Source organism: Rahnella sp. PCH160, assembly GCF_047784855.1.
Taxonomy (GTDB): Bacteria; Pseudomonadota; Gammaproteobacteria; order Enterobacterales; family Enterobacteriaceae; genus Rahnella.
In genome coordinates this window covers 3,549,892-3,571,439 of sequence record NZ_JBLOGT010000001.1, presented here as the reverse complement: position 1 = coordinate 3,571,439, position 21,548 = coordinate 3,549,892, and the positions used below count along the sequence as shown (strand labels likewise).

Here is a 21,548-nt window from a genome sequence, read left to right as displayed (position 1 = left end):
TCTCTATGAACATGATTATGAACACCTCAAAAAGCCGTATGAAAATCGCGCTGAGCATCGTCGCGCTGATACTGACCGCTCAGCAGGCGCATGCCGCGATTGCGCTGGACAGAACCCGCGTGATTTTTAACGCCGGGCCGAAATCCATCACGCTGGGCATCAGCAACCAGAATAAATCTCTGCCTTATCTGGCGCAGGCCTGGCTCGAAGATGCCGACGGTAAAAAAATCGAATCCCCGGTCACGGCGTTGCCGCCGTTGCAGCGCGTGGAGCCGGGTGCCAAAGGACAGGTGAAAATTCAGGCAACCGGTAGCCTCGCAGGATTGCCGCAGGACAGGGAATCGCTGTTTTATTTCAACGTGCGTGAGATCCCGCCAAAAAGCAGCAAGCCGAACACCCTTCAGCTGGCGCTTCAGACCCGCGTAAAAATGTTCTACCGCCCGGAGGCGCTGGAAATCAAGCAGGGTGAAGATAACGAAGCGCAGAAAAAACTGACGCTGACCCGTCAGGGCGACAGTTATCAGTTGAATAACCCGACGCCGTATTTCGTGACGATTGTTGCCGCGTCTGCCTCGGAAAAAGGTAATTCAGCTGACGGTTTTAAACCGGTGATGGTAAACCCGAAAAGCAGTATTGCGCTGGGCGCAGGCACTTCCGCGCTGGGCAGCCATCCGGTGCTGACGTTTGTGAATGATTTTGGCGGCCGTCCGAAGCTTAATTTCAGCTGCAACGGCAGCGCCTGTGCGGTCAGCAGCGTTACCGCAGGCTGATAAACCGCCATCAAATGTGCAAACGGAGAAACTGATGCGCAGACAAAAAGATCCGACCCGGTTTCTGGCGGGTGTCGTCATGGCTGGCGGAATTGTGTGGTCAGCCAGTTGTGCCGCTGTCGATGACTGGAACATTCAGGGCGAACATGGTGAGTTACAGATACATGGCTCGATGATGGAAGCCCCGTGTCTGCTGGATATGCGCTCTGAATTTCAGGACGTGAAGATGGACAGCTCGGCTATCGCCAACCTTCACAATACGGGCGATACCGGCCTGCCGGTGCGGGTAACCTTCCGCCTGCTGGGGTGCTTTGCGGCGCGTGCAGCCATAAAGGAAATGCCCTTCGTGAGCTTCCAGTCACCGGCCGATCCGGACGAACCCACATTGCTGAAAATGGGGGAGTGAGCGGCGTTGGTTTGCGGATCCTCGATGAACAAGGGCGGCAAATCATGCCCGGACAGCGGCATCAACCTCAGTTCAGCACCGGCGGTGGCAATACGCTGGTCTACAACGTGATCCCGGTTCGTACCCGCGCGCCGCTGACGACGGGGCGGTTTCAGGCGACGGTGGATTTTCGGATGAATTATGAATAACAACAAACTCAGGTTTTTTGTCGTTGCCGTCATTCTGCTGGCGCCTGTTTACGGTGTACAGGCAGCCCCCGGAAATACCGGGGACATAGACTCGATGGATATCAATATTACCGGCACGGTGGTGGCGAACGGTTCCTGCACTTTTAACCAGGGCGGCACGCTGAATGTTGATTTTGGTGAAGTGAAGCTGATGAGTTCAGGCACCAATACCGTTGAGCTTTCGGGGAATTACAGTAAAACGCTGGTCAGCGACTTCTTCTGCGACGGCGACACAGATGGCCTGCTGCAAATGAAATTCACCTCGACCTCCGGCAGTTATGAAACCTATCAGGGCGCACAGGTACTGGCGGCAGATAAGGATGTTATCGGGATTGAGCTGCTGGTCAACGGCGCGCCACAAAACATGGGGGAGTGGTTCACGATAGACCAGAATGCGGCTCCGGCACTGAAAGCCCAGCTGGTTCAGCTGAATACCACTAGCAGCGAAAGCATTGTCAGCGGCGACGTATTCAGTGCGTCCGGCACGCTGACCATGGCGTTTAACTGAGGTGCGCGTGATGAAAAAAACAGTGTTTTTTTGGCTGCTGGCGATATTGATGATGCAGACGACGTACGCAGCACAAACCGGCGACAGCGTGACCTACAACTTCAAAGGGCATTTTTTAGTGCTTCCCACCTGCGTAATCAGCGACGACAAAGTGATGGATGTTGCTTTTAATACCGTCGGCGTCAAAAAGGTCGATGGGGTGAACTTTAAACAAACCATCCCGTATACCGTGGAGTGCAAGGGGGAGCCGGATAATACGCCGCTGAATCTGACGATTATCGGCACAGCGGAGAGTTTTGATGACGCCGCCGTGACGACGGACGCCCCCGGCCTAGGAATACAAATTCAGGCCGACGGCCAGCCGCTGAAATTAAACACGGCGAAATCAACAACGCTCGGGGCGCTGAGTTCACTGGTGTTGACGGCCGTGCCGGTCAAAGACCCGGCGACAGAACTGGCTGCACAAGCCTTCTCCGCCACGGCGACGCTGAAGGTGGATTATCAATGAGAACGCCGATGAAATTTCCTGTCTGCTGCGGGCTGGCTTTGGCCGTTGTACTGATCGGCATCTTATTTATTGCGCCGGTCAGCGCCATCGAAAATAACCTGAAATTCAGTGGCACGCTGGTCAGTGACCCGTGCGAGTTGGATCCAAATACCACAGAGCTCACCGTGGATTTTGGCACGGTCATTAAGAAAGGGTTGTATCTGCATCAACGCACCAACGCCAAACCTTTCACCATCAACCTGATCGAGTGCGACATCGCGCAGGGCAACGAAGTCACCATCACGTTCAGCGGCACGGAAAGCACCACATTACCGGGCGCGCTGGCAGTAACAGGCACAACGGGCATTGCGATTGGCCTGGAAAATACAGATGGCACGCCGCAGGCAATTAATCAGCCAACGCCGGTGTATACCCTGGCTAACGGCACCAACAGTTTCACGCTACAGGCTTATGTGGCAGGCGAACCCGACGCGTTACAGGCGCAGTCAATTACGACCGGTGATTTTAATGCGACGGCCACCTTTGAAATGGCTTACCCCTAACGTTCAAATAGAATACAAATGATGAAACTTAATATTTTAAATACCGGAAGATTATTGCTGCTGTTTATTGTGCTGGCGTTTAGTGGGCAGCAGGCCAAGGCAAATATTAGTGGAGTATATGGGATAAACGGTATCAGTTCAGGCAATAAGTGTGCCGACAGTAGTTCATGGTATTTATGGGTGTTTATTTCAGATCGATTCACACTTATGTCTTCATGTTCTCTGACATCCAATAATTATGTACCAAAAACAGGAAGCTATCGGGTAGAAACGATCATTAGGGATTTGGCAACAACAAAGTTAATTGAGGATAAATCGACAAGTACATTTACGGTTGATGCAACCAAGACACTTGCGCAACAATCTATTAATGCATATGGTGGTGACACGGAGTCTTTCACTGGAAGTGCGGTGGATGGATTTATTATATGTGATTACCTTGTCGATGATGCTGGCCACAAGTACACAGCTTCCGGTGGAAGCGGCTGCAATGACGGGAACGTAACACCGTTGCCCCCAACTCCCCAATGCCAGACACATCCTGCACTCTTAACAACGGCAATGATCTCAGTGTCAATTTAGGCACTGTCGACCGTGCGCAAATGCCTACCGTACCCGGTTCCGGTTCAATGCGGCATATTCAGGTGCCGGTAGATTGCACCGGCGGAGACGTCACGGTGAATATGCAACTGAATTACACGCCTATTTCCTTAAGCGGCGGGCAGGTAATCAAATCATCATCAAACGGATTAGGCGTTTCGGTGGTGTATAACAGTAAAATATTGTCTACGACGGATGTCACACCGGTGACTTTTCTAAGCGGTTCTAATTCGATGGATCTCGCTTTTCAGGCAGTGCGCGACCCCGCGGTAGAAATAAAAGATGTCCCTACCGGCGCATTTACGGCGAGTGCAGTGTTAGTGATGACGCAGCAATAATCATTCGGGTAAACAACGGGTTAATTTTAATATTCACCCGCAAAGAACGCCAGTCCTAAATCGGACTGGGAATTGATTGAATAATGTGTGTTTTTAACGATAATTAGCCGCCCAATGTCAGCACGTTTACGGCAAGCGCCGCAGGGGTAATGGCGCAGCAAAGATCCAAAAAATAATCTAATGACTCTTTATGTTTTTTAATTCTCCGGGAAAACTATGTCAGGGATGTTTCTATTTCCATCTTTTTCAGACGAGCGCATTAATATCGGCGTCTCGTTTTTATTATTCCTCTGGCTCTGTGGCGGTCTGAACTTCGTATTACCGAATCACGGCGGAGCAGGGCTTTCATTGCCGCAAAATATACTGGCGTGGGCGGTCATGGCCGTTATTGCGCTGTGGTGTGTTTTCCATCTGACAAGACGGCGAACGGCTGAGGGCAAAATGACGCTCCCGCCGGGCACCGGCCTTATTCTTGCTGGCGTCGCGCTATGGTCTTTGCCGTTGTTATGGTCACCCCGCGCGGACTGGCAATTGAATGCACTGCCCAAAGTGCTTGCGCTGTGGGGAATGGCCGCATTCTATGTGCTTTTGCTGTGCACCACGTCCTGCCGTCGCCTGCGTTCACGCTGGTTAACGATTCTGGTCATCGCGGCGTTGTTGCAGGCTTTTCATGCGCTGTGGCAGCTTAAAGACTTTGCCGAAATACCGCGCGGGCGACCTTATGGCAGTTTCCAGCAGGCCAATGTGCTGGCGTCTTTTTTAGCGACCGGGCTGGCCTGCGCGCTGTGGCTTTATTTACAACAAGGCAAGCGGCTGGTGCAGTTTATCTGCGGCGCTGCGCTTTTTGTTATCCCCCGCCGTCATGGTGTTTTTACAAAGCCGGGCCGGGAATATCGGAGCCATTCTCGCCACGGTTCTGTTGCTTTCGCTGGTTATCACACATAAGAAAATGCAGGTGGCACAGGCCGTTTTGATCATGGCGGCAGGCACGGGAACGGGGCTTTTCTGGCTTTATTACGGACATCTCTTTTTCCCGTTTTTCACGCCAGCAATAAAAGAAAGCTCTACGCTTTCGCGCTGGAATATGGTGAAGCTGACCTGGCAAATGATCCGCCTGCATCCGCTGGCGGGTAACGGTTACGGCAGCTTCGAGGCGGTGTATGGCACGCTGGCAAAAGCGGCGGGAACCGGGCTGGATAACGACACCATCCAGTATCCGCACAATGAGTTTTTATATGCCTGGGCCGAAGGTGGGTTAACGGCGGTATGCGGGATTTTGCTGATGATCGCCGGTGTCTTCAGGCGTTTGTGGAGTGCGGGAGGTACGCGTTTCGTCGGCGTGGCGCTGTTATTGCCCATCGCCGTGCATATGAATCTGGAATATCCGTTATACCAGTCCGCGACGCACGGGCTGACGATCATGATGTTGCTGGTGGTAAGCGGGGCAGCAGCCCGGCGTAATCAAGTGGAAAGGCAAAGACTGCCGCTGGTGTGGCGAAGTGCGCTCATGCTTATTCCGCTCGCTGTCCTTGTTTTTATGATCACCGGCCTTCAGACCCAGCAGAAGTTAACAGTCATCGAGCAACAGAAGTTGCTGCCGTTAGCCTTCAGCGAACAGACGGCGGTAGATTCATTCGCGAACCCTTACAGCCAGCATGACCGGATCGATTTCGACCGGCATGTCGCATTATTAGTGAGATTTAACCAGACGAAGGATCTGTCATTACTGGAATCATTCAGTCAGTGGGCGGAAAACTATTTGCAGGTTCATAACGACCCCTCGGTTTATGCCAGTTTATTAATGATTGCACGGGCTCAGAATTTACCGTCAGCGGGATCCATTTGCCAGGGGGCAAAAGGGCGCTGGTTAACAGACCCGCGTTTTATCTGCGAAAAATAAAAATGGGCTAATTTCAATATTCAATGATTTTTTGAGTCTTAAACAGGATCGTGAAATTATTGAAGTAATTGTGTTTTTGTCGATAATTATGCGTCAATTCTCAGAGCGTTCAGTATGAATAACATCAGTATCGAAAGTGATAATTATTATGTCAGGGAAGCTATAAAAAGCATCATTAGCGATTTCGCTTTTTTAACTCACAAAAGTCAGTCGGTATCCGTTTTCTTTTTCGAAAAAAAATGGGTCACCAGGAATGAGTTTTATACGTTATTAATGTGCCAGTCAGACAGAGTCATGATCATTGGCTCTGATGTTGTACTGTCATTTATTGAGAATAACATTCTGATTAAAAATCTTTGTCTTTTATCCAGTAAGGCAAGTCTTAATACCATGAAAATGGCGCTGGAACATTTCCTTAATGGGATTTATTCAGGGTTATTAACCTATCCTGAACCTTCTGAAGACGCTTATAAACTGAGTGGTAAAGCAACCAGAATCATATCGTTATATTTATCAGGGGTTTCTATGACCAGAATTTCAAAATTAGAGAAAATTAATGCCAAAACGTTATATGCCTACAAAGCGAAAGTCATGGCTGAAAAAGGGCTTATCTCTGCGCTGAGTCTGGTTAACCACTGGAAAATGGTGCGCCTCGCCGAAATTTATCTGGAAAATATGACGCCAGTGAAATGTCAGAATATTGAAAAACGAAAAAATAAAACGACGACTTATGAATATCAGGTTTTGTAATGCGTACTTTTTTAGCATCAATTTTAAAGGACGGGTAAATGCAACTTTTGCCTAAGGAACCTTTGCCTAAAACAATAGTATTAGTCGGGTTATTTATGATTGCCCTATCTCTGTCAGATATTGTGATACTTATGATTTTAGTATCAATTTAAAAGGACTTGAAAATGCAAGTATTCCCTAAAACGATCGTATTCGTTGGGTTATTAGCTCTGGCCGGCTGTACATCAAAAATCGCTGAACCTGAAAAGTATTCCGGCTTCTTGCAGGATTATTCCGGGCTGGCGAAAACAACGTCGCCTTCAGGAAAACCGGAGTTACGCTGGGTTTCGCCGAAATACGACCCAAAGAATTACAGCAATATCGTGTTCAAACCGGTGACGTATTTCCCGCAGCCTGCGCCAGCTACTCAGGCGGATGCGCAGATGCTCGAATCGATCCGGGCGTACACCGATACCCAGTTAAAAAATGCGCTGGCGAGACATAAAACGCTGGCCTCTTCGCCGGATGCGCACAGCCTGATTTTCCGCGGGGCTATCACGCATGTGGAGACCAATAAAGAAGGGTTGCAGTTTTATGAAGTTCTGCCGGTCGGGCTGCTGATCGCGGGCGCTGAAGTGGCTTCCGGGCACCGCACAATGAACACCCATTTGTATTTTGAAGGCGAGCTGATTGACGCCGCGACCCAACAACCGGTCATGAAAGTGGTACGGAAAACGGCAGGGAAAACGCTCTCCAACGAATCAAAACCCGTAACGCTGGAAACGCTGAAAGAAGCCATTGATTCGATGGCCTCGGACGCTGCCGAAACCCGTCCGGCAAGCTGATCAAACTGTCAATGAAATGCACAATGCACTGCGTTGTGCATTTCACCCTTTAGCCATTCTTCCCGCCCAACACTTCTGACAACGCCCACCGGCTCGAAAAATGTTGCTGATATTGTTTCGTCACATCGGGCATTTCGCGCAGGACAACGACGTTTTCGCTGTTGGCGGTTTCTGCCGTTTGCGAATAGTTGAAGGAGCCGGTTTCAACGGCGTCGCCGTCGGCGATGATCACTTTGTCATGCTGGATGTGATAGTGCTTATCGACGCGCATCTGAATGCCGTGCGTTTCGGCATCTGCGATATTGTGCAGTGCTTTTGGGTTATGCATATTCTGACGGTTATCGACAATCACCTGAACGGAAACGCCACGGTCGGCGGCGGAATCCAGCGCGGCAACAATGTCATGCGCCGTAAATTCATAGGCCATCATTTTGATGCTCTTGTGCGCATGGTTGATCAAGTCCAGAACCAGCGCGCGGGCGGAGCCTTCAGGCGAAAAACCGACCTGAACCGTTTGTGCCTGAACGCTGCCCGCGAGAAGGGCGGTCACGGCGAGGCATTTTATCCACGTTTTCATATCTTCACTTCTCTGTCATTTTTCTCGGGTTCCCAGCTCACAAGAACGGCCACTTCGTCAGGCTGGGCAATAAATTTACTGAGCGTCGCGGTATGTCCGTCTTTCATCATGACAGAGATGGCGACGCCGGTGATACCTTCGGTCAGAGACGTTTCTTCGACACGTTGTAACATCTTCAGGCAGGTATATTGCTGCTCTGGCGGCAAATGTCTGAACTGATCGGTGTGATGTTTCTTCATAGTGCTGTCCGGCCGTAAATCTGCCCGTTGCGCATCAGCACCACCTTATGCGTGCGCTTGTAATAAATCGCCGTGAAAATGCCTTTACGGTAAACCTGAGCATCCGCGTTATCTTCATCAAGATAGGCGGCGGTGCCTTCTATATAGCCCTGTTTATCCGCGGGAAAAATTTTGATATCAATGCCTTTGATTCTGACATGCACAACCCGTTTGGCGGTCTGCGCATATTGTTTCGCGGCATTTTCCATCGCCTGTTTCATTGCGGTGTTTTGAATCGCCGTCTGGCGGTTTTGCTCCACGATATAGCACGCGTCTTTGGAAATCCCCTGCGCCTGGCATTCCGCCATCCGGGAGGCCTGAGATGAACACCCGGAGAGGAGGATCAGGGCGGTGATGACAAAAATTTTTTTCATAAAATGACCGTTAGATTTTTCAATTAAATGCCGTGGCTGACGTCGCCAGCCACGGATAATGACGTGCTTACCAGCCTATGCTCACGCCAGCGCCATAACCGACATTGTCCTGCGAGTCATCGGATACCGACATCTTGACGATAGTTGCCTGTCCTGCGTGGAATGATGCGCCGACGGAAAGTGCATTTTCAGAGTCGTAGCCGCCGATACCTGCACCGACAGCAAACTGCTGGGATTCCTGAACCTGTGGAATATTGGCCTGAGCCATCGCGGAGGCAGAACCCGCGGCGGCTTCTTTTTTGTTGTCATCGACCTGAGATTTCAGATCACTGAATTTCTGATTGGTGTAGGACTCAGATTCGGACAGCACCTGTTTATCTGCCTGATAACGCGCATGAGATTCCGTTAACACTTCAGCATGATGCTGTTCAGCTTCTGCGTTCAGCGCGGTGATTTGTTTATCGTAGTAGGCGGAGCGGACTTGTTGCTGGATGACCGGCTGTTGAATCGGAGTGCCCGTTGCCTGCGTGACTGTCTGCAAAACGATGGATTTGGAATGTTTTTGTTGAGTCAGAATGCGTTCATCTTTTTCTTTTTGCTGACCTTTAGCTGTTTCCTGCGGGACGACGGCAGCGTATTTCTGCGCAGTAAGATCACGTTGAGCCTGTTCGTTTTTCTGACCTTCAATTGTTTCCTGTGACGTAACAGCGGCATATTTCAGCGCGGTGAGGTTACGCTCGCCTTGTTCTTTCTGCTTACCGGCAAATGTTTGCTGCGGCACAACGGCGGCATATTTCAGCGCGGTGAGGTTACGTTCGCCTTGCTCTTTCTGCTTACCGGCGAAGGTTTGCTGCGGTACGACGGCAGCGTATTTCTGCGCAGTAAGATCACGCTGAGCCTGTTCGTTTTCCTGACCTTCAATTGTTTCCTGTGACGTGACAGCGGCATATTTCATCGCGGTGAGGTTACGTTCACCTTGCTCTTTCTGCTTACCGGCGAAAGTTTGCTGCGGCACAACGGCGGCATATTTCAGCGCGGTGAGGTTACGTTCGCCTTGTTCTTTCTGCTTACCGGCGAAGGTTTCAGGTTGCAGTACAGAAGGCTCATTCGGGTCATTATTTTCACTATCAGTTGTGACTGGATGAGGAGTAAGCGTGACTACCAGTTTTACCGAGGTTGGGATTGACTGCGGGATCGGGACATTCCCCTTTGCGTTTTCGCTCCATGCAGAGCCGCCGGCTGTTGCTAAAACTCTGTTCACACCGTCTAAATTAGTCTGATAATCAGCAGTCAGATTATCTTTAATCCATTCAGGAAACTCCGGGTGAGCGGCGACGAAAGCATTTACGGTAGCCAGATCTTCCGGAGATAGTTTTGCTTCAGCTGTCTGGATATTTCCCATAGATGTAGCTGCCAGAACAACACCCGCTAAAACACGGCGAATGGTCGACGCCGACACCCCGAAGTAACGCGCCAATTCCGATTTGTTATGATTCCCTGCGATGTAAGCATTAATGATCTGAGTGTTACGGTCTGTTGCCTGAGCTTTCATGAGTTGTTTCCGACATTGAAATAAGCATCTAATAGCGACAAATAAAAGCGTTAACAGAACGCTATTTATGTCTCCTTACTAAAAGCATACATACGATGAATGTGACTTGTTTCACACATTCACGGTCATTTGACTTATGTCAAGAAACGTAAAGTTAAACCGCAACATGAAATTGTTTCACTTAGCGCGCTTATTTGTAGCCGATAGACACGGTTTTATGCCTCTGAAGAGGGTAAAGTTCGGATTTTTCGTAGCGAATAGCGACGTAATGAAATCTCTACGGGATTCTTGTACAATATGTAAGGTTTAAGTAATGGGAGATAAAGCTATGGCAGATAACGCAAATGAGTTTTTGGACTATGTTCAGAGGCTGAATATCGATCAGCCCGCATTGTGTATCCTGCTTGGGTTGCCCCGCAGTACGTTAAATAAGTGGATCAACGGGACAGTGACGCAAATTCCTCAGGTTGCCGTGACGGCGGTGAGAATGCTGTGGTTCATGCGCGAAAGCGATCATGCTCTGTTCGATAAATGGGCAATGGTGCAGGATTTTGGTGTGACTGCCGAATATGCGGCGAACGATAAAGCGCAGGTTTTTCTGCATACCATTAAACGTGAACCGAGCGCGCCGATCAAAAGGCTATTAAGTAAATAGGTTTTCAGGCGGGAGTAAAAGGGCGCTAAAAGTCCGTTAAAAAAGGCGATAGACCTGCTGAGGTTTATCGCCTTTTTTATTCTATGCGCGAAGGGATGTGATCAGACAACAACCTCGAAAATCATCTTAACAGGTTCGATATTGGTGAAGTTCGCCACATCTGCCACAAAGTCAGCGGCGTTATCTTTCATGCCCTGTTCGAAATCTGCCATCGAATGACAGTAAATGTGACATGCCGCGATAAACGGTGCGTCGGCCGGGGCATTTTCAGGGATTTTGTCGATAGCGTAGGAGTGGCAAAAATCGCCCATGCGGCTTTTAATCAGCGGTAAATGCACGTCTCGGTAATAGGCATGATCAAAGGTTCCGTTTTTGATATTTGGGTATAGCACGCTGTATTTAATCAATTTTTGTCACCTTCGGTTTTAATATAACTATTCACAATAATCGTCAAAACAATCGTCAAAACAGAGAAGGAGTCTAGCGCACGGTTTACGCCGGTGCCGTGCCTTTTGTGCCCGAAAACGTCTGAATTTTGCGATGTACTACGCTTAGACGATGGCACTTTAAAAGGACGATGCATGGGTTTTCTGGGCTGGACCGCCGCAGTCGGCGGATTGTTGTTAATTATGTCTCTGGCGTCGGGATGGATTTCCCGTGGCCCGGTGACAACATTTGGATTGTATCTCGCCGCGGGTGTGGTGTGCGGCCCGTGGGTTCTGGATTTACTGCACGTCGATCTGGTGGCGTATTCGACGCTCACCGCGCGCTTTACCGAAATCGCGATGGCGGCTTCGCTGTTCATTACCGGCCTCAAACTCCGGCTGCCTTTCCGTTCACAAAGCTGGCGAGTCGGCGCTGTGCTGGCATTCCCCGCGATGTTGCTGACGGTGTTGTGCGTCACCGTGATCACGCATTACATCACCGGACTGTCCTGGCCGCTGGCGCTGACTTTGGGGGCGATTATCGCACCGACGGATCCGGTTCTGGCGAGCATGATTGCCGTCAATGATGCGAACGATGACGACGGCCTGCGGGTTGCGTTGTCGAGCGAAGCGGGGATGAACGACGGCTCGGCGCTGCCGATTCTGATGCTGGCGTTGATGTTGTTTACAGCGCACGACGGGTTATCGTCTGAAGCCATCTGGCACTGGGCGTGGCGCGATGTTGTCTGGGCGCTGCTCGGCGGGCTGGGGATTGGTTTTGCGATGGGGAAAGGGGTCGGGCTGTGCGCTACGCGTTTTCACAGCAGGCAGCGTACGGTTGCGCCGAGCGATTTTCTGGCGCTGGCGCTGATTGCACTGAGTTATGCGGCGGCGCAAAGTCTGGATGCGTCCGGCTTTCTGGCGGCTTTCGCGGCGGGCGTTGGTTTGCGCCGCGCCGAGGTGCGTGTCGTGTCGCTGCATCCGCCTGATGATCTGGAAGAAGGGCGGCGGCCACCGCCGGCTGAAAACATGGTCAATCCGCATCAGCGCCACAGTATGCAGGCGGAAATGCCGAGGAATTCAATCGGGCTGATGGTCGGTGATGCGCTGTCATTTGGCGATACCATCGAGCGGCTTTTTGCCGCCGGAATTGTGATGGTGCTGGGGATTACGCTGGCGGAACACTGGGAGCCGATGGGGCTGCTGATCGCCGCTATTTTGTTTATCGTGATCCGCCCGCTGGCTGTTTATCTCACGACGTTGGGCATCAGCGTGCCGCACGGAAGGCGGCTGATGATTGGCTGGTTCGGTATCCGCGGGATTGGCAGTATGAATTACATCGCTTATGCCTGGACGCACGGGCTGCAAGGTGCGCAGGCCAATTACATGACCAATATTGCGTTTACGGTGATTGTTGCCAGCGTAGTTATCCACGGGCTGACGGTGTCACCGGTGCTGCACTGGCGGCAGGCGAGACAGGCGGCGAGGGCGCAAAAAGAATAACAGAAGAGGTATAAATGAAAACGGACGCTCAGGGCGTCCGTTTTTATGTGCGTTACGGGAATGATGCTGCCGTCAGGCAATCTGCTTTTTGCCGAGGCTGAGCATAAACAACACGGCGGCGGAAAGCACCACGGACGGACCCGCCGGGGTGTCGTAGAATGCTGAAAACGTCAGGCCGCCAGTGACGGCGATAATGCCAATCGCAATCGCGACAGACGCCATCTGCTCCGGTGTTTTCGCAAAGCGGCGCGCTGTGGCAGCAGGTATAATCAGCAGCGACGTGATGATCAGCGCCCCGACGAATTTCATCGCCAGACCGATAGTCAGTGCCGTGACCAGCATCAGGATGATCCGCGAGCGTTGCAGGTTTACGCCGTCGACATGCGCCAGTTCCGGGCTGATGGTCATGGACAGCAACGCCCGCCACTGCCAGCAAAGTACCGCAATCACAATGGTGACGCCGACGGCAATCATCCAGATATCGCTGTACGTCACAGACAGCAAATCCCCGAACAAATACGCCATCAGATCAACGCGAACGCCGGACATCAGGCTGACCACCACCAGACCGAGTGATAATGCGCTGTGCGCCATAATCCCCAGGAGGGTATCGACGGCCAGATGCGGTTTGCGTTCCAGCGCCACCAGTAAAACCGCCAGCAATAATGTCACGGCGATGACGGTATAAAACGGATTGACGTTGAGCAGCAGGCCAAACGCAACGCCGAGCAGGGACGCATGAGCCAGCGTATCGCCGAAATAGGACATACGACGCCAGACGACAAAAGAACCCAGCGGACCGGCGGCAATCGCCAGCAAAACACCGGCGATCCAGCCGGGCAATAACAGCGCGATCATGCGTCACGACCTCCGGTGTTGCGCAAAATAATCTTCCCTTTTAAGTCGTGGCGATGATTATGGTTGTGACGGTAAATCGCCAGTTGCTCCGCGCCCCGGTTGCCAAACATGGCAATAAATTCAGGGTGCGTGGACACCACTTCCGGCGAACCGGAACAGCAAATATGCTGATTCAGACACAAAACCTCGTCGGTTTTCGCCATCACCAGATGCAGGTCGTGCGAAACCATCAGGACGGCACAACCCAGCTCGCATCGCAGGTTGTCGATGAGGTTGTACAGCGCAACCTGACCGTTGACGTCCACGCCCTGCGTCGGTTCATCAAGCACCAGAAGCTGCGGGCTGTTGAGAAGCGCACGCGCCAGCAAAACGCGCTGGTTTTCACCGCCGGACAATTTTTGCATCGGCTGATCGAGAAGATGCGCCGCCTGAACGCGTTTCAGCGCAGGTAAAATGTCGCTTTTTTTCACACCGGGTTTCAGGCGCATGAACCGGCTGACGGTCAGCGGCATCGTCGGGTCAAGATGAATTTTTTGCGGAACGTAGCCGATGCGTAAACCCGGCTCGCAGGTCATCGTGCCTTCGGTTGGCGCAATCAGACCAAGCACAACGCGCACTAACGTTGATTTCCCTGCGCCGTTCGGGCCAAGCAGGGTCAGTATTTTCCCCGGTTGCAGGCTCAGCGAGATGTTGGACAGCACGCGGCGTGTACCGAAAGTGACCGAGATATTGTGAAGCGTAGCTAATGTGGGCATGTCATAGGGTCTTGCAGAACAAATCGGATGTTATAATATTGCGTTTCGCGCAAAATAACCAGTTTTCCCCCAACACGAAGATGAGTTCACCCCGCATGATACAGAAAAAAAGCGTTAAACGGATGTTACTGGCAGCCGCAATCCTCAGTTCCGGTGCGGTTTTCAGCGCTCAGGCCGCCGTTCTGGCCTCCGTTCGTCCGCTGGGTTTTATTGCCGCAGCGATTGCCGATGGTGTGATGCCGACCGAGGTATTATTGCCGGATGGCGCGTCGCCGCATGATTTTGCGCTGCGACCTTCGGATATCCAGCGTATGCGCGCGGCGGATCTGGTGGTGTGGGTGGGGCCGGAAATGGAAGCCTTTATGACCAAATCGGTCGCGCAGTTGCCGCCAAACCGTCAGGTGCAGATCGCCGCACTTCCGGCGGTGAAACCGATGCTGATCAAAGGCAGCGATGATGATGAACACGACCACGATCATGACGACGGCGATCATCATCACGGTGAATATAATATGCATGTCTGGCTCTCGCCGGAAATCGCCCGCGAGACCGCCATTGCTATCCATGACAAGCTTGTAGGGCTGATGCCGCAGAAAAAGCAACAATTAGATGCAAATTTGTTGCATTTTGAAGATGGATTGACAAAAGCTGACAAAAACCTTGGTAATATTCTGCAACCTGTTCAGGGTAAGGGATATTTTGTTTTTCACGATGCCTACGGCTACTTTGAAAAACACTTCGGCCTTTCGCCACTTGGTCACTTTACGATCAATCCCGAAATACAACCTGGCGCACAGCGTTTACATCTCATTCGAACACAGTTGGTTGAGCAAAAAGCGACCTGCGTTTTTGCTGAGCCACAATTCAGGCCAGCCGTCATAACGGCTGTTGCCCAGGGAACAAAAGTGCGTATGGGCACATTGGATCCGCTGGGGAGCGGCATTGTATTGGGTGCGGACAGCTACGTGAACTTCCTGTCACAGCTGACGAACCAGTATTTGAGCTGCCTGAAGTAAGCTAAAAGGACAGAATTTAAGTGCAGCTGATAGCCCGATCTATCGCTCTGGCGTATAGCAACCTTCCACGGCCCCACCGCATTATGCTGGGGTCGCTGACCGTCGTCACACTGGCCGTCGCCGTCTGGAAACCGTTAGCCTATCACCCGGACAATGACCTTTCTGATACCAAACCACTGGTTAAAAACATCACGTTAGACAACCAGCAATTGCGTTCACTGCTTCCCGAAGCCAGTGAACCTATTGATCAGTCGCCTCCGGCTGATGATGACATTCCACAGGACGATCTGGACGATAAAACCGCGAACGAAGCGGGCGTTCATGAATACGTGGTTTCTACCGGCGATACCCTCAGTAGCATTCTGAACCAGTACGGCATTGATATGTCCGAAATTGCTGCGCTTTCAGATGCCAACCGCGATTTGCGTAACCTGAAAATTGGTCAGCAACTGTCGTGGACGTTAAACGACGCGGGCGATTTACAGCGTCTGACGTGGGAGAAATCCCGCCGCGAAACCTACACGTTTGACCGCGCCGGCAACACTTTCAAATCTTCGCTGGAAACCCTCAAAGGCGAGTGGAAAGACTCGGTCATGAAGGGCACGCTGAACGGCAGTTTCGTGACCAGCGCCAAAGCGGCAGGGCTGACCAGCGCAGAAGCCAGCGCAGTTATCAAGGCGTTACAATGGCAGCTCGATTTCCGTAAATTGCAGAAAGGCGATGATTTCGCGGTGCTGATGTCCCACGAAGTGCTGGAAGGAAAGAACGAGCAAAGCGAATTGCAGGCTGTGCATATGCGTTCCGGTGGCAAAGATTATTACGCCGTGCGTGCGGAAGACGGGAAATTCTACGACCGCACCGGCAGCGGGCTGGCGAAAGGTTTCCTGCGTTTTCCGACCGGCAAGCAATACCGCGTTTCCTCAAACTTTAACCCGCGTCGCCTGAATCCGGTGACGGGCCGTGTTGCGCCACACCGGGGTGTCGATTTCGCGGTGCCTGTCGGTACGCCGGTTCTTGCGGTCGGCGACGGCGAAGTGGTTATGGCAAAAAATGGCGGCGCGGCCGGTAATTATGTTGCTATTCGCCACGGTCGCCAGTACATGACCCGTTATATGCACCTGCGTAAGCTTCTGGTGAAACCCGGTCAGAAAGTGAAACGTGGTGACCGCATTGCGCTTTCCGGTAACACAGGGCGTTCCACCGGCCCGCATCTGCATTTCGAAATGTGGATTAACCAGTTGGCCGTCAATCCTCTGACCGCCAAATTGCCTCGTACCGAAGGGCTGACAGGTAAAGATCGCAGTACTTACCTGGCGACCGTCCGCGAAGTTGTCCCTCAGTTGAAGCTGGACTGATCGCTTAGGTTTTACTGATTCGCTGCCGTGATTTATTGCAAAATAAATCACGGCACTTATCATTAAGCCAGAATTTGTCATAAGAGCCTGAGCATGCAGCCAGAAAAAGAAAAACGATCCACCGTAGAATTTATTCCGCAATTTCAGAAAGCCTTTTACCATCCGCGCTACTGGGGCGTCTGGCTGGGCGTCGGGGCGATGGCCGGTATGGCGTATCTGCCCGCGAAAGTCCGCGACCCGATTTTAGGCAGCCTGGGCCGTCTGGCCGGAAAGTTTGCCAAAGGCGCACGTCGTCGCGCGCAAATCAATCTGTTGTATTGCCTGCCCGAAACGCCGGAAGCGGAGCGCGAGCACATCATCGATGAGATGTTTGCCACCGCGCCGCAGTCAATGGTGATGATGGCGGAACTGGCACTCCGTGACCCCAAAAAAATCATGCAGCGCATTCACTGGCACGGCAAAGAAATTGTCGACCAGATGCAGCGCGACGGCAAAAATGTGATTTTTTTGGTGCCACACGGCTGGGCCGTGGATATCCCGGCGATGCTGATGGCGGCCAGCGGCCAGCCGATGGCGGCGATGTTCCATAATCAGAAAAACCCGCTAACGGATTATCTGTGGAACAGCGTGCGTCGCCGCTATGGCGGACGCTTACATGCCCGAAATGACGGGATAAAACCGTTCATCAGCTCCGTGCGTCAGGGCTACTGGGGATATTATCTGCCGGATCAGGATCACGGCGCAGAACACAGCGAATTCGTGGATTTCTTCGGCACCTACAAGGCGACATTGCCTGCGTTGGGCCGTCTGATGAAAGTCTGCCGCGCGCAGATTGTGCCACTTTTCCCGGTGTATAACGGCAAAGAGCAGCGTCTGGATATCTTTGTGCGGCCACCGATGGACGATCTGGCGACGGCTGACGACAACCAGATTGCGCGTCGAATGAATGAAGAAGTAGAATTGCTGGTCGGGCCGAATCCTGAGCAATACACCTGGATCCTCAAATTGCTGAAAACGCGCAAACCGGGTGAACCCGAGCCATATTCCCGCAAAGAGCTTTTCCCGAAAAAGTAAGCGTTTATCACCGCAAACACGAAAGAGGCTGAGCATGATACTCAGCCTCTTTTGTGTTTGTTATCCCGCTTTGATGGCGCGTTTCAGAAACAGTGCAATCAGCAGTACTCCCGCCGTCCCGGATATCAAACCCGCCAGCATGAAAATGCCATATCCCTGAGAGAAGTAGAGCTGTTTTGCCAGTTCAATCCCTGCCGCAAAGACCACAATGGTGATCAGCCCGAGTGCCGCCGCCACCGTGCCTTTGCCGGTCGTGCTGGAAAACAGTGTCAGCCGGTAAAGCCCGGCATTCACCAGCCCGGAACCCAGCGCGTACAGGCTCAGACCCGCCGTTATCCAGTACCAGGCATTAACCATAAACAGCGCCGCATAAGCGCTGATGCAAAGCCCGAGAACAATCGGCAAAATTCCCAGCCAGACCGGCGTGCGGATATTGACGTTGCCGCTGAGTTTGCTCAGCGCAACGTTGCCGATAATCAGCCCGGTGAATACCGGCACCTGTAGCCAGCCGTATTGTAACGGCGTCATTCCGGCATCCTGAATCAGCAGAACCGGCGACTGCGCGACCCACGCCAGCAGCGGCAGGGTGATCAGCCCGATAGACAATGAACCGGTCACCACGCCCGCATTGGTGAATACTTCACTGTAATCTGCCCGCAAGCGGCGCATCGAAAAACGCCCGTCGCAGCCTGACGCCGTTTCCGGCATGCTGCGCCACAGCCCCCAGAATGCCAGCGCCGAAATCAGCGAAAACAGCGCAAACATGGCTTTCCACGGCGCATAGTGAATGAACGCCGCGCCCGCCAGCGGCCCGAGCAGCGGGGCGATAAGCGTAATGTTAGCCATCAGCGCCATCAGTTTTACGCTCAGCGCTTCATTGAACGCTTCCTGAATGGCGGCGTAACCCACTGCGCCGATAAAGCACAGGCTCATGCCCTGTAAAAAACGCATGAGAATAAACTGTTCGATGCTTTGCGTGAATACCGTCAGAAAACAGGTGACGGTGAAAAGGGCCACGCCAGCCAGCAACACCGGCCTGCGCCCCAGGCGGTCTGAGAGCGGCCCCAGCAGCCATTGCAGAAGAATTCCGCCACACAGGTACGCGGTCAGCGAGGTGGAAACCCAGTCGGCGCTGGCGCTGAAGTCGCTGATCACCTGCAACATACCTGGCTGAATCATATCGTGGGCAATATAGGTGGCGAATTCAAACATCACCAGCGACAGCGGAAACAGCCACTGACGCCAGCTCAGCTGAGAGGCAGGTTCAGAAACGGACGACATAACAAGACTTCTCCATTGCTCAAAATCAGAAAAGCGCGGCCCTCTCAGGCCGCGCTAAAAAACGTATTTAAGTGTGGGACTTAGTATTTATTCGCATACGCCGCAATGGGGTTTTCCAGTGTTCCGGCAAACTTGAGGTTTTGCGCCGGATCCGACAGGTTGATCATCTGCTGGTTATTCGCCAGTTGCAGACGGTTCAGGCAGGAATGTGTGAACTCAGCACCAAACATGTCGTAACGGGCAAATTTCTCTGCCAGCTCCGGATACTGAATCTGATAATCGCGCACCACTTCCGCCACCACCTGCCAGAACTGACCCGCCGGATAATTGCCGTGCTCTTCCAGAATACGGGCGATAAAGCGGAACACGCCGGCAAAAACGTCGGTGAAGATCGACAGAATTTTCAGCTGTTCCGGTACGTCAACCGCCAGACGTTTGGCTTTTTCCGGCAGATGCGCATCCGGGTTCATCACGGCAATTTCTTCCGCGATATCTTTCATGAACGCGTTAACCGGAATGTTGTTTTCGAAACGCAGGATCAGGTTCTCACCGTGCGGCATGAACACCAGATCGTACTGATAGAAACAGTGCAGCAGCGGGCTGAGGTAAGCGTGCATGTAACGCTTGAGCCAGTCGCCGGTTGCAAGACCGGAAGATTTAATCATCTCAACAATCAGGGCATCGCCGTGTTTGTCGGTATGCAGCAGGGCGGCCATGGTCATCAGACGCTGGTTAGGTTGCAACTGTGCCACCGGATTCTGACGCCACAGTGCGGCAAACATTTTTTTATAGGCGCTGTCGCCCTTAATGGCTTCTTCGAAATAGTGGTTGTGATAACCCAGTGACGCCACTTCCTGCAGGATGCTGAAACCGGTGGATTGCAGGTATGCATCGTTTTCGACCAGCTCTGCCAGCCATTCGTTGATGCCCGGCGTGGTTGCCATGTAATACGGCGAAAGCCCGCGCATAAATCCCATATTCAGAATCGACAGGGCCGTTTTCACATAGCGGCCTTTCGGGCGGCTGGCGTTATAGAACGTTCGGATAGACTGCTGCGCCAGATAGTTATCCTCGCCTTCACCGAGATAAATCAGGAACTCACGGGCGATGTCTGATGCGAAGACAGTCAGTAATTTGTTCTGCCACTGCCAGGGATGAACCGGCATGAAATAATAGTTTTTCGGATCCACGCCTTTGTCGACCAGACGCTGCGTGAACGCGCAAATCTGCGCATCGCCCAGTTCTTCGGCGATCAGTTTTTCGTAAGGCAAACCTTCCACGCTGGCGAAATGGGCTTTGTCGTGATGCACGGCAACCCAGACCAGTTGCAGCGGATTTGCCGCTTCCGGCGCATAACGCACGTAGTCTCCGGCATCAAAACCGATGCGGCCATTGTTGGCGATAAAGCTCGGATGGCCTTCGGTCATGCTGGTTTCCACGGTCTGAAAATCGGCTTCTGAAAGCTGTTTTGCGGTAGTGTGGTTATTCGCCAGTTTGTACGCGCTGCTGTAAAGCGTGCTGCTGATTTCTTCCATGTAGGTCGGCAGCATCGCCTGAGAAATGCCGATCTGATCCGCAAATTCGATGATGAATTTCAGGGCGTCCAGCGGTTGCGGCGCGAAGTTATCCAGACGCTGAATGCTGTCGAGATCAATCATCCAGTCATTGAGGGGTAACTGGCGGGCACGGAAACGGTATTCAATTTCAGACGCCGGTACGGCCAGCTGATAGTCGGTCCAGGTGCCACTGTTTTGCAGCGCGACCGGCGCGAGCAGGCGTTCGTGCGTCAGTTCGGCCAGGCATTTACGTAACAGCAGGGCATTGGCTTTCGCCCAAATTTCCGGTTGCAGGTGCTGGCCGGATTGCAAATGAGATGTAGTCATGGTGTTTTTTTCCTTCTGGCGTGTCTGCAAAAAATCTTCCCGCTGGCAGAAAGCCAGCCAGGCCGTTTTATGAGTCAGTTGAATGTGTTTCTGATAGCGGAAACCGGCGCGCTTATTCAGTTTGTGGATCTTTTCGTTTCGCACGTCCGGCTCAACCACCACGCGCTTCACGTCCGGCTGGCTGAAGAGATATTCCATGACGGCTGAAAAGACCTGCCAGCTGAAACCGGCCACCGGTTTATCCGCCGGAGACAGCAGAATATGCATGCCCATATCGCCCGGCTGAACGTCGTAATGTTCGCGCAGCGGATCGTCCTGCACGGGATAGCATTCGATCAGAAAACGCGGATGTCCGTCGATTTCGCCCATTAGCGCGGCCAGTGGTTTTCCGGCCGTCAGGTCGCGGTAGAAAACATCGACGTCGGCCACGCTGCTGTTCTGCATCCCCCAGAAATGCGCGTATGGCTGCGTCATCCACGTATGCAAAATGGCGGCGTCTTTTGCCAGATTCAGCGGGCGCAATGTCAGCTGACCGGCATCGCGCGGGCAGGTGAACAGGGGCGCGGGTGTCAATTCAGACATGGGTCAT

Annotated in this window: 26 protein-coding genes; 17 read left to right on the top strand and 9 right to left on the bottom strand. The window is 52.4% G+C overall.

Features of this window, described 5'->3' with window-relative positions:
• The first annotated feature begins 11 nt into the window (after positions 1-11).
• The 12 genes from ACM5QY_RS16435 (at position 12) to ACM5QY_RS16380 (ending at position 7,373) form a co-directional block, all read left to right on the top strand.
• Positions 12-770: a fimbria/pilus periplasmic chaperone gene (locus ACM5QY_RS16435; protein WP_416122905.1), complete on the top strand. Its 759-nt coding sequence runs from the start codon at positions 12-14 to the stop codon at positions 768-770.
• A 34-nt stretch (positions 771-804) separates the two neighbouring features.
• Positions 805-1,176, top strand: a complete 372-nt coding sequence (locus ACM5QY_RS16430; RefSeq protein ID WP_416121804.1) for a fimbrial protein — start codon at positions 805-807, stop codon at positions 1,174-1,176.
• Entirely contained in the window at positions 1,173-1,364 is a 192-nt protein-coding gene (locus ACM5QY_RS16425) for a fimbrial protein (RefSeq protein ID WP_416121803.1), read from the top strand. The genes ACM5QY_RS16430 and ACM5QY_RS16425 overlap by 4 nt, the downstream gene beginning before the upstream one ends.
• The gene (locus tag ACM5QY_RS16420) at positions 1,357-1,911 is read left to right on the top strand and encodes a fimbrial protein (RefSeq protein ID WP_416121802.1); all 555 of its coding nucleotides are present in this window, start codon (positions 1,357-1,359) and stop codon (positions 1,909-1,911) included. Before ACM5QY_RS16425 ends, ACM5QY_RS16420 begins: the two co-directional genes overlap by 8 nt.
• Before the next feature lie 10 nt (positions 1,912-1,921).
• A complete protein-coding gene (locus tag ACM5QY_RS16415) occupies positions 1,922-2,419 on the top strand; it encodes a fimbrial protein (protein ID WP_416121801.1) in 498 nt (165 codons plus the stop codon).
• An 8-nt stretch (positions 2,420-2,427) separates the two neighbouring features.
• Entirely contained in the window at positions 2,428-2,961 is a 534-nt protein-coding gene (locus tag ACM5QY_RS16410; RefSeq protein WP_416121800.1) for a fimbrial protein, read from the top strand.
• Between the two features lie 18 nt (positions 2,962-2,979).
• Positions 2,980-3,543, top strand: coding sequence for a hypothetical protein (locus ACM5QY_RS16405; RefSeq protein ID WP_416121799.1), 564 nt, complete (start codon positions 2,980-2,982; stop codon positions 3,541-3,543).
• The gene (locus ACM5QY_RS16400; RefSeq protein WP_416121798.1) at positions 3,489-3,899 is read left to right on the top strand and encodes a fimbrial protein; all 411 of its coding nucleotides are present in this window, start codon (positions 3,489-3,491) and stop codon (positions 3,897-3,899) included. The genes ACM5QY_RS16405 and ACM5QY_RS16400 overlap by 55 nt, the downstream gene beginning before the upstream one ends.
• Positions 3,900-4,247: 348 nt before the next feature.
• Positions 4,248-4,844, top strand: a complete 597-nt coding sequence (locus ACM5QY_RS16395; RefSeq protein ID WP_416121797.1) for a pilin glycosylation ligase domain-containing protein — start codon at positions 4,248-4,250, stop codon at positions 4,842-4,844.
• On the top strand, positions 4,744-5,799 hold the full coding sequence (locus ACM5QY_RS16390; protein ID WP_416121796.1) for a PglL family O-oligosaccharyltransferase: 1,056 nt from the start codon (positions 4,744-4,746) through the stop codon (positions 5,797-5,799). Before ACM5QY_RS16395 ends, ACM5QY_RS16390 begins: the two co-directional genes overlap by 101 nt.
• A gap of 114 nt (positions 5,800-5,913) precedes the next feature.
• Positions 5,914-6,549, top strand: coding sequence for a hypothetical protein (locus ACM5QY_RS16385; protein WP_416121795.1), 636 nt, complete (start codon positions 5,914-5,916; stop codon positions 6,547-6,549).
• Between the two features lie 158 nt (positions 6,550-6,707).
• Positions 6,708-7,373, top strand: coding sequence for a DUF3313 domain-containing protein (locus ACM5QY_RS16380; protein ID WP_416121794.1), 666 nt, complete (start codon positions 6,708-6,710; stop codon positions 7,371-7,373).
• Between the two features lie 49 nt (positions 7,374-7,422).
• On the opposite strand, the gene ACM5QY_RS16375 is transcribed toward ACM5QY_RS16380, so the two are convergent.
• The 4 genes from ACM5QY_RS16375 to ACM5QY_RS16360 form a co-directional block, all read right to left on the bottom strand.
• The gene (locus ACM5QY_RS16375) at positions 7,423-7,950 is read right to left on the bottom strand and encodes a phospholipase D family nuclease (protein WP_416121793.1); all 528 of its coding nucleotides are present in this window, start codon (positions 7,948-7,950) and stop codon (positions 7,423-7,425) included.
• Positions 7,947-8,189: a hypothetical protein gene (locus ACM5QY_RS16370; RefSeq protein ID WP_416121792.1), complete on the bottom strand. Its 243-nt coding sequence runs from the start codon at positions 8,187-8,189 to the stop codon at positions 7,947-7,949. Before ACM5QY_RS16370 ends, ACM5QY_RS16375 begins: the two co-directional genes overlap by 4 nt.
• The gene (locus ACM5QY_RS16365; protein WP_416121791.1) at positions 8,186-8,602 is read right to left on the bottom strand and encodes a hypothetical protein; all 417 of its coding nucleotides are present in this window, start codon (positions 8,600-8,602) and stop codon (positions 8,186-8,188) included. Before ACM5QY_RS16365 ends, ACM5QY_RS16370 begins: the two co-directional genes overlap by 4 nt.
• A 67-nt stretch (positions 8,603-8,669) precedes the next feature.
• Positions 8,670-10,154 carry a YadA C-terminal domain-containing protein gene (locus tag ACM5QY_RS16360; protein ID WP_416121790.1) on the bottom strand — a complete coding sequence of 495 codons (1,485 nt, stop codon included), beginning with the start codon at positions 10,152-10,154 and terminating at the stop codon, positions 8,670-8,672.
• A gap of 328 nt (positions 10,155-10,482) precedes the next feature.
• On the opposite strand from ACM5QY_RS16360, the gene ACM5QY_RS16355 reads away from it, so the two are divergent.
• Positions 10,483-10,809: a hypothetical protein gene (locus ACM5QY_RS16355; RefSeq protein ID WP_416121789.1), complete on the top strand. Its 327-nt coding sequence runs from the start codon at positions 10,483-10,485 to the stop codon at positions 10,807-10,809.
• Between the two features lie 101 nt (positions 10,810-10,910).
• Here ACM5QY_RS16355 and ACM5QY_RS16350 read toward each other — a convergent pair whose 3' ends face one another.
• Positions 10,911-11,216: an EthD family reductase gene (locus tag ACM5QY_RS16350; RefSeq protein ID WP_416121788.1), complete on the bottom strand. Its 306-nt coding sequence runs from the start codon at positions 11,214-11,216 to the stop codon at positions 10,911-10,913.
• 174 nt (positions 11,217-11,390) lie between these two features.
• On the opposite strand from ACM5QY_RS16350, the gene ACM5QY_RS16345 reads away from it, so the two are divergent.
• Positions 11,391-12,737: a cation:proton antiporter gene (locus ACM5QY_RS16345; RefSeq protein WP_416121787.1), complete on the top strand. Its 1,347-nt coding sequence runs from the start codon at positions 11,391-11,393 to the stop codon at positions 12,735-12,737.
• A gap of 72 nt (positions 12,738-12,809) precedes the next feature.
• On the opposite strand, the gene znuB is transcribed toward ACM5QY_RS16345, so the two are convergent.
• Entirely contained in the window at positions 12,810-13,595 is a 786-nt protein-coding gene (znuB, locus tag ACM5QY_RS16340) for a zinc ABC transporter permease subunit ZnuB (RefSeq protein WP_416121786.1), read from the bottom strand.
• On the bottom strand, positions 13,592-14,350 hold the full coding sequence (znuC, locus tag ACM5QY_RS16335) for a zinc ABC transporter ATP-binding protein ZnuC (protein WP_416121785.1): 759 nt from the start codon (positions 14,348-14,350) through the stop codon (positions 13,592-13,594). Before znuC ends, znuB begins: the two co-directional genes overlap by 4 nt.
• 95 nt (positions 14,351-14,445) lie before the next feature.
• Between znuC and znuA the strand changes: the two genes are divergently transcribed.
• The 3 genes from znuA (at position 14,446) to lpxM (ending at position 17,795) form a co-directional block, all read left to right on the top strand.
• Positions 14,446-15,366: a zinc ABC transporter substrate-binding protein ZnuA gene (gene znuA / locus ACM5QY_RS16330; protein WP_416121784.1), complete on the top strand. Its 921-nt coding sequence runs from the start codon at positions 14,446-14,448 to the stop codon at positions 15,364-15,366.
• A gap of 20 nt (positions 15,367-15,386) precedes the next feature.
• A complete protein-coding gene (gene mepM, locus ACM5QY_RS16325) occupies positions 15,387-16,721 on the top strand; it encodes a murein DD-endopeptidase MepM (protein WP_416121783.1) in 1,335 nt (444 codons plus the stop codon).
• A gap of 93 nt (positions 16,722-16,814) precedes the next feature.
• Positions 16,815-17,795 carry a lauroyl-Kdo(2)-lipid IV(A) myristoyltransferase gene (gene lpxM, locus ACM5QY_RS16320; protein WP_416121782.1) on the top strand — a complete coding sequence of 327 codons (981 nt, stop codon included), beginning with the start codon at positions 16,815-16,817 and terminating at the stop codon, positions 17,793-17,795.
• A gap of 60 nt (positions 17,796-17,855) precedes the next feature.
• On the opposite strand, the gene ACM5QY_RS16315 is transcribed toward lpxM, so the two are convergent.
• Together ACM5QY_RS16315 and ACM5QY_RS16310 are read right to left on the bottom strand one after the other, a co-directional pair.
• Complete coding sequence (locus tag ACM5QY_RS16315) at positions 17,856-19,076, bottom strand: MFS transporter (RefSeq protein WP_416121781.1); 1,221 nt, start codon at positions 19,074-19,076, stop codon at positions 17,856-17,858.
• An 80-nt stretch (positions 19,077-19,156) separates the two neighbouring features.
• Complete coding sequence (locus tag ACM5QY_RS16310; RefSeq protein WP_416121780.1) at positions 19,157-21,541, bottom strand: GNAT family N-acetyltransferase; 2,385 nt, start codon at positions 21,539-21,541, stop codon at positions 19,157-19,159.
• Between the last annotated feature and the right edge of the window lie 7 nt (positions 21,542-21,548).